Origin of the sequence: Paenibacillus sp. GM1FR, assembly GCF_002803315.1 — a bacterium.
Taxonomy (GTDB): Bacteria; Bacillota; Bacilli; order Paenibacillales; family Paenibacillaceae; genus Paenibacillus; species Paenibacillus amylolyticus.
On record NZ_MKZL01000038.1, the window covers coordinates 1 to 7,132 of the forward strand.

At 39.7% G+C, this 7,132-nt stretch carries 6 protein-coding genes, 4 tRNA genes and 2 rRNA genes; 8 read left to right on the plus strand and 4 right to left on the minus strand.

What is annotated here, in order from left to right:
• The 7 genes from PAEAM_RS22335 to PAEAM_RS22365 all read left to right on the plus strand — a co-directional run.
• A 23S ribosomal RNA gene (locus PAEAM_RS22335) occupies positions 1 to 173 on the plus strand; the annotation flags it as partial.
• Between the two features lie 79 nt (positions 174 to 252).
• Positions 253 to 369 (plus strand): 5S ribosomal RNA (gene rrf, locus PAEAM_RS22340).
• Between the two features lie 93 nt (positions 370 to 462).
• A tRNA-Glu gene (locus PAEAM_RS22345) sits at positions 463 to 534 on the plus strand.
• A 6-nt stretch (positions 535 to 540) separates the two neighbouring features.
• Positions 541 to 617: transfer RNA gene (locus tag PAEAM_RS22350), tRNA-Met, on the plus strand.
• 6 nt (positions 618 to 623) lie between these two features.
• Positions 624 to 697 (plus strand) — tRNA-Trp (locus PAEAM_RS22355).
• A 9-nt stretch (positions 698 to 706) separates the two neighbouring features.
• Positions 707 to 779: transfer RNA gene (locus PAEAM_RS22360), tRNA-Lys, on the plus strand.
• Positions 780 to 1,434: 655 nt separating this feature from the next.
• A complete protein-coding gene (locus tag PAEAM_RS22365) occupies positions 1,435 to 2,664 on the plus strand; it encodes a Shedu immune nuclease family protein (protein ID WP_100529036.1) in 1,230 nt (409 codons plus the stop codon).
• 523 nt (positions 2,665 to 3,187) lie between these two features.
• On the opposite strand, the gene PAEAM_RS22370 is transcribed toward PAEAM_RS22365, so the two are convergent.
• Genes PAEAM_RS22370 through PAEAM_RS22385 form a run of 4 tightly spaced genes read right to left on the minus strand, consistent with a single transcriptional unit; the run spans position 3,188 to position 5,284 of the window.
• Positions 3,188 to 3,724 carry a phage tail protein gene (locus PAEAM_RS22370; RefSeq protein WP_100529037.1) on the minus strand — a complete coding sequence of 179 codons (537 nt, stop codon included), beginning with the start codon at positions 3,722 to 3,724 and terminating at the stop codon, positions 3,188 to 3,190.
• Positions 3,725 to 3,741: 17 nt separating this feature from the next.
• Positions 3,742 to 4,239: a phage tail protein gene (locus PAEAM_RS22375; RefSeq protein ID WP_100529038.1), complete on the minus strand. Its 498-nt coding sequence runs from the start codon at positions 4,237 to 4,239 to the stop codon at positions 3,742 to 3,744.
• Between the two features lie 30 nt (positions 4,240 to 4,269).
• Positions 4,270 to 4,779, minus strand: coding sequence for a phage tail protein (locus PAEAM_RS22380; protein ID WP_100529039.1), 510 nt, complete (start codon positions 4,777 to 4,779; stop codon positions 4,270 to 4,272).
• The gene (locus PAEAM_RS22385) at positions 4,772 to 5,284 is read right to left on the minus strand and encodes a GNAT family N-acetyltransferase (protein WP_100529040.1); all 513 of its coding nucleotides are present in this window, start codon (positions 5,282 to 5,284) and stop codon (positions 4,772 to 4,774) included. Before PAEAM_RS22385 ends, PAEAM_RS22380 begins: the two co-directional genes overlap by 8 nt.
• 362 nt (positions 5,285 to 5,646) lie before the next feature.
• Between PAEAM_RS22385 and PAEAM_RS22390 the strand changes: the two genes are divergently transcribed.
• Positions 5,647 to 7,132, plus strand: a 1,486-nt coding sequence (locus tag PAEAM_RS22390) for an Ig-like domain-containing protein (protein WP_165790019.1), incomplete at its 3' end; no start/stop codon positions are given.

Consider the following 7,132-nt stretch of genomic DNA (forward strand, 5'->3'; position numbering starts at 1 on the left):
GTAGCTATGTACGGACGGGATAAACGCTGAAAGCATCTAAGCGTGAAGCCCCCCTCAAGATGAGATTTCCCAGTATGTAAGACCCCTTGAAGACGACGAGGTAGATAGGCTGGGGGTGGAAGTGCAGCAATGCATGGAGCTGACCAGTACTAATCGGTCGAGGGCTTATCCAATAGCAAGTTCTAAATCGCGTGTTTCGTTTCGAATCTAGTTTTCAGAGAACGATCTCTGAAATGTAAGCTAAGCTATGCGTTTGGTGGCGATGGCGGAGGGGTTCCACACGTACCCATCCCGAACACGACCGTTAAGCCCTCTAGCGCCGATGGTACTTGGACCGCAGGGTCCTGGGAGAGTAGGACGCCGCCAAGCGAAACCCCGCTGGGGTATTTTTTTTGACTTTTCTTGAGAATTTAAGTGATGAGAACAATTGGCAGCTTTAAATTCTTCTTCAGGAGTAAGTAAGGCCCGTTGGTCAAGGGGTTAAGACACCTCCCTTTCACGGAGGTAACAGGGGTTCGAATCCCCTACGGGTCATAATAAGGCGGTGTAGCTCAGCTGGCTAGAGCGTACGGTTCATACCCGTAAGGTCGGGGGTTCGATCCCCTTCGCCGCTACCATTTTTTAGGGGCATAGTTTAAAGGTAGAACAACGGTCTCCAAAACCGTTGGTGTGGGTTCAATTCCTGCTGCCCCTGCCATCTTATTAAGAGCCATTAGCTCAGTTGGTAGAGCACCTGACTTTTAATCAGGGTGTCGAAGGTTCGAGCCCTTCATGGCTCATTTATATATGCGTGTGGCGATATAAGAGAAGAACATAGCTCCTTCATGGGAGGTTAACTCTTCCTGGGTGAATCCTCTGTATAGGAAGACATGGAGAAAAGGTAGAGAGTAATCTTTACAAACTATAGTGTGTTAAAAAGAAACCTTGATTTTTACTCAAGGTTTTTTGTTTTCTTAAAAATTATGGCATATATATGGTATAGTTTATTTCTGTAAGAAAGTTCTAAGTGAACATGTATTTTTTTGCAATTTCAATTCAAGCAAAAAAACTTTCTTGTCAGATCTCATGAATTACATAGCCGAAGGTAGTTACATTTATATCTTCTTATTTATTAAGAGCTAAGTGTGGAAGATAAAACAATGAAGATCTATAACTAAGGAAAAAATGACTTAAAATTATGCTAATTAATAAATATTAGTACTATAGAGTCAGAACAAAACTATTGAATTATAGGAACCCTTACTTTAATCATAAAGTCCAAGATGACTTTGTTTACTGACTGCCTAAATATTAGAATCCTTACTTTTCAAAGAAATATGGTGAACTTGTAATGTTGTATCGAAAGATGTTTGATACTATTATGAATATGTTTTGTGTATTGATATTTTTAAAAAAAGGGAACGTATATCGTACATTGTAAAAGGAGATTAAAAAGTGGAGGAAAAAAAATCATTAACCTTGGTGGACGGTGCCAATTTATTAGGCAATATGCTATTGAAAAATTATTGGAGTAGATTATGGAGTCTCCTAGTCGAATATCCTGACTTAAAAAAGAATTTCACAAAATTCTTACTGAATCCAGAGAAAGTAATATTCTATTTAGGCAAAACTCATTGGGGCGTCGAGTACATAGGGAATGTTAATGCTGAAGAAATTAATTCAAAACACAAGGTTGAGGTTAGAATTTTAGACTACTCAAATGAAGAAAATCTTTTAACAGACATATTAGGCATCGATTATAGCAAACAATCAGGTCCTGTAATGCTATTACCTAAGTATAGTGAAGACCTGGTTTATCCTACTAATGAAGCACTCGATATTATGTTTAAGAATGGTTGGAATTTTGCTGGTCAATCAATGCAAATAGGTTTCAATACAAGTGGATTTGAATTACAGAAAGGTAGATTTCATAGAATAGTTAATGGTTTCTTTTATGGTACTAATAATTCAGGGTTAGTTACCAGAAATGTAAAGTGGTTAGATTTATTCCCATTACAGATAGATGATATGGATGCAGAAGTAGATGAATTTACATTTTATATGTGGCCTGACCTTGAAGAAGTCATAATGCATGATGTTCAATTTCATTACCCTCTCCCTTCTGAATTTAGAGAACAAAAATGGTATAGTTTGAATCGTTTCGTTGAATTGATTAGTTCTAAGGATACGAGTGAACCCCAAATAACTGCTTTTCTAGCTGAAATCGAAAATCAGTTTATATTAAAAATGGCTTTTATGGGTAAAAAAATATCTCCTGAATGTGAATTAGAGTGGCAAACAGAAGAACGTAAAGCTATCAGACCAGACTTTTTTATTGAAGGATCAGATGGGTATTCGGACATAGTTGAATTTAAATTACCTAATTTGAAAAATATAAATAGCATAGTAGGGCGGAAGAATAGGGAAACTTTCAGTGCGGAGATTCATTCATATGTTAGTCAAACAAGAGACTATGCGTATTATTTTGAAGATCCTAAAAATAGAGAGTTTGCGGAAGCAAAGCATGGAATAAAAGTTTATTATCCTAAAAGAATTTTAGTAATGGGGAGACGATGGATGCTAGATACGCCAGAATGGAAAAGGTTAGAGCATGATTATAAAAACATTATGATTAAGACATATGACGAAGTTATAGATTTAGTTTTAAGTCATTTATATTCATAATCATACGGAGAATATAGCAAGATTAAAAGTGCTGTATATCTGCAAAAAAACTTTTATCAACACATTCAATCACATTATTTAAGTTGATCAGAGAAATTGTTTGTTCTCCCACTCAATATCACTTTCATTAAACTGAAACAAAAATAAGTTTTATTGACCTAGTTCATATAGCATTGAAACTCTCCTTATACAAGTTTATAAGTCGTTAGCAACTTTTTGTAATAGGAATTAAATCAAATGGGTCCAGGTGTTACTTAAAATTATGAGAAATGGGCTCTTCCAGGATTTCATGGAGTTTTTTATGCTTAGTTAACTATCCGGTATAACTGAAATGCTCCAAAGAAACTGAAGATATATCAAAAATGAGATTTTTACTTGAGAACCCCATAAGTATGCTTTATTTTGTTAAAATAAGCATACTACTTCTTGTGACGAAAGCTATCGAAATGAATTTCTTGGATAAAGGGAAAAGAGGCTGTCCTAGTGAACAGCCTCTTTCTTATATATATTGATATTGAATTACTTAACCACGTGAAGGAAATTCGCCTTGCAAGCATATGATAAAAGTCTGAGTAATAAAAGGTTGCATATTGTTATGTGGCTGAGATGAACCAGTCACTCCTACAGCCATAGGCGTCATATCTGTGCTTGGTGCGTTATTGTACAATGGGGGCTGCGGTGCTGTGGGAATAGGCTTGGCAGCTTGGGCCCAGTACGCATCTTTAGGTGAAGTTTGATTCCCTGTCGCAACAATACCTTGAGGTGTGTGCGTATGAGCAGGGATTTCGGTTTGATTTAGCGTGACAGTTGCATCTCCAACCTTTTCTCCAACAGTACGAGGAGTTAGACCTGTTCCGGAACCTTGATGAATAACAGCGGAACCCATCAGATTGGGCAATGCAAAGGTCGATTTTCCATCTCCACCATACTGTACACCCAGTATAGAAAATAGAGCTGTATTTTGGTTAATTGACATCAATTGACCATTACATAAGGCCCAGCCTTTTGGTGCGAAATTTCCAGAAAAAATTCGGATTTCACCGATATACGCATCAGCCAAAGTCATGTCCTCCTTAATTAGTTGCGAGAAGGGAAAATTCCCTGAATCGCAATGGCGTAATTCAATACGGTGTATGGTTGCATATTGTTATGCGGTTGAGAACCGCCGGCTCCTGAGAGACTTCCTGAATTCATAGTTTCTTGTCCAGGGGTGGATCCGAATGAATTCGGGACAGCTGCCCAAACGTTATTTAGTGGAGTTGCCACCGATGGATTGGTTTCAGAAGCTGTTACTTGATGGTTATGTATCGGCATCTCATTAATGGTTAACGTGTGAGCTGCTTCACCCTGTTTAGTGCCCAGAGGAATTGTATTTGACACATGTATCGGTACTCGTCCACGATAGTCTGGAAGTGCGAAAGTAGTGATACCATCTCCTCCGTAGACGTTGCCAAGCAAAGAGTAGAGAGCTTGGTTGCTGTTGATCTGCAAGATTTGTCCTTCGCAATAAGCCCAGTTACGAGGGGCATAGTTGTTGGCGAACAATCGGATCTCGCCCAAAAATGGTTCTGACATGAGGTGACCTCCTCTATTTTTTTATTCTCTTTAAGGTTGAGACGGGAATATGCCCTCTAGACAGATAATGAACGAAATGACAGTTGAAGGCATCATATTGTCATGAGCCTGGTTTCCACCGACAGAAGATACAGCTGCAGTGTTCATATTCACAGTAGTGGCTTTATCTGAAGTGTAATAGATTTTTCGTGGTGAGTTAGACCAGGTTGCATTACTTGGTGTTGATGTAATTGTAGAGGAATCCGATGCTGTGTACACCGAATGCGTATGTACAGGGAGTTGATTAGATACCAATGTAACCATCTCATTACCTGCTTTTTGCCCACGAATAAACGTAGGGTTTGGATGTACAGCCACTCTACCTTGCAAATCAGGCAAAGCAAACGTGGTTTGTCCATCCCCGCCATACGTTGTTCCAAGTAGAACGAACAGAGCCTCATTTTCAGCAATGGGTATTGTTTGTCCATTACACAAAGCCCATCCAAGAGGAGCAAAATTCCCCGCAAACATCCGAATCTCACCTAAATAAGCTTCACTCATTCGTTTTCACCTCACTAAATTCTGATGTTGATTCATTTGTTCTCAAAGGATACCATTCCATTAGTTGATATAAACCTGTGCTGTGTACAGGAACGAAGTTGAGCTTCTGATACAGCCTCATTGCCCTGTTCATGGGAAGTACGCTTAAACGAATAGTTGCGCCAGCATGACTTGCCCTCTGTTGTAGATCCATAATTATGCTCATACCTATTCCCCGATTCCGATACTCTGGAAGTAGAGATATATCAATGAGCACCCATTCTTGCCCTTGTTCAAGTACGTACGTTTGACCGACAGAAACATTATTGTCACGAACGATTATACGAATTGCATCTGGGTAAGAGGCCGCATAAGACATGGTTTGAGCTCTCCATTGCATACGCAAAAATAGTTCTTGTTCCTCTAGCTCCCAGTTCCAACTTTGTAATTCGTCTTGGCGGGTTAATGAATACAACTGAAACAAAAACGCTTCATCTTCGAGTTTTGCAGCAACTGTATCAATCACTTTTTATTTTCTCCTTTAATTCCAAGGTGATGGCTAGATATAGTTGTCATAATTTGTTTATAACAGATGGAAGAAGGGCTGTCATTAAAAATTTTGCAGTTTCAAATCGAATGGTGACGAAAATTTATAACAAAACTTCAAAAAAACACGCTAGATCAATTTTGAAATGGGTTGAAAGTCATTGTTTTATGAAAAAAGTCCCTAAAATTATATTTACCTATACCAAAGTCTCGTTTATGATGAGAGTAATTTCCATTTCATCATTCGACAAACTTCATCGGGAAATAGATAGGCAATAATAATTGCCGATTAAATCCAATTTTAGGGGGCCGGATATGTCTTTGTTTTCGAGAAAAAGAAGTTTGAATCGTATACTCCGTACTACATTGGCAAGTATTTTACTCATTAGTTCTTTTAGTGGTGGGATTTTTTCTTCTAAAGCGAACGCTGCGACTTGGAGTCCTGTACATCAGGTGCCTGCAAGTCTTCAAACTTTTGTGGAATATGGCAATGGTACATTTTTGTCTTTAGGCTATTTTCTAGACTATCATCTGTCGACAGATTCCGTGACCTGGGATAACCGGAATCTAGAGATTTCCATTGAACCGACTAACGTCAAGTTTTTGAATGCAACTTGGTTTATTACTGCGTTGGATGGAGTTTATAAGTCATCTGAACCCACAACCACCGGATGGACGCCTGTAAATTCATTTTTCCAAAACAAGCAGATCAACGATATTGCTTATAGTCCCGTTACTAACCGTTATGTGTTAGCAGGAAAAGAAAAACTTTACTCATTCATAGAAAATGGTACTCCAGAGGTAGTGTATACGAATACAAACCTTGATTTTTACCGAGTAGTGTACGGCAATGGGATGTTTATTGCAACAACCTATAATGAAGGACAAGCGGCTAAAATCTTCCGTTCTTCCGATGGGTTAGCATGGACTGAGGTATATACAACTAATCCGACCCAAGCCATTTTCGATGTTGCCTATGGAAACAATACATTTGTAGCGGTTGGTGAGGCTGGACAGGCATACGTTTCAAATGATGGAGTAACTTGGAGCAAGACGACCGTATTGAATTACAGCAACGTTAGTTTAGCTTCAGTGACTTATGCTGCAGGTAAATTTTATACCGTTAGCGCAAATGAAAGAGTTGCAACCTCGATAAATGGGGTTGTTTGGGAAGAGGAATGGAGTAATCTATCCTCATCCATTGATTTTGCCGACGTCATTATAGGTGGAGGACGAGCAGTTGCAGTAGGTTATGACAGTCAAACATATGACGGTCATATAAAGTCGGCTCCCGCCCCACAAGTGAATAGTGTGACTGTGACCCCAGCTAACCCAATTGTGAAGCAAGGGGACACAGAACAACTGACAGCAACCGTGGATGTAAGCGGTGGAGCGGCCCAAACAGTTACGTGGACCAGTAGTGACACGAATGGCAATGTCACGGTGGATGCAAATGGATTGGTGAGTGTGGCAGTAAACACTACACCAGGCACATATACGATTACAGCAACGTCAACAGTTGATGGCACCAAGTCAGGTAATGCAACGATTACGGTTACCTCGGCACCGGCAGTAAACAGTGTGATGGTCAGTCCGACTAGCTCTAATGTGGTGCAAGGAGATACAGAGCAACTAACGGCCACTGTGAACGTCAGCGGTGGAGCGGCGCAAACTGTTACGTGGAGCAGTAGTGACACGAACGGCAATGTCACGGTGGATGCAAATGGATTGGTGAGTGTGGCAGTAAACACTACACCAGGCACATATACGATTACAGCAACGTCAACAGTTGATGGCACCAAGTCAGGTAATGCAACGATTACGGTTA

Excerpts from the sequence above, each read along its gene's own strand:
- PAEAM_RS22380 (WP_100529039.1), bottom strand. The coding sequence starts at position 4,779 with ATGAGTGAAGCTTATTTAGGTGAGATTCGGATGTTTGCGGGGAATTTT.
- PAEAM_RS22375 (WP_100529038.1), bottom strand. The coding sequence starts at position 4,239 with ATGTCAGAACCATTTTTGGGCGAGATCCGATTGTTCGCCAACAACTAT.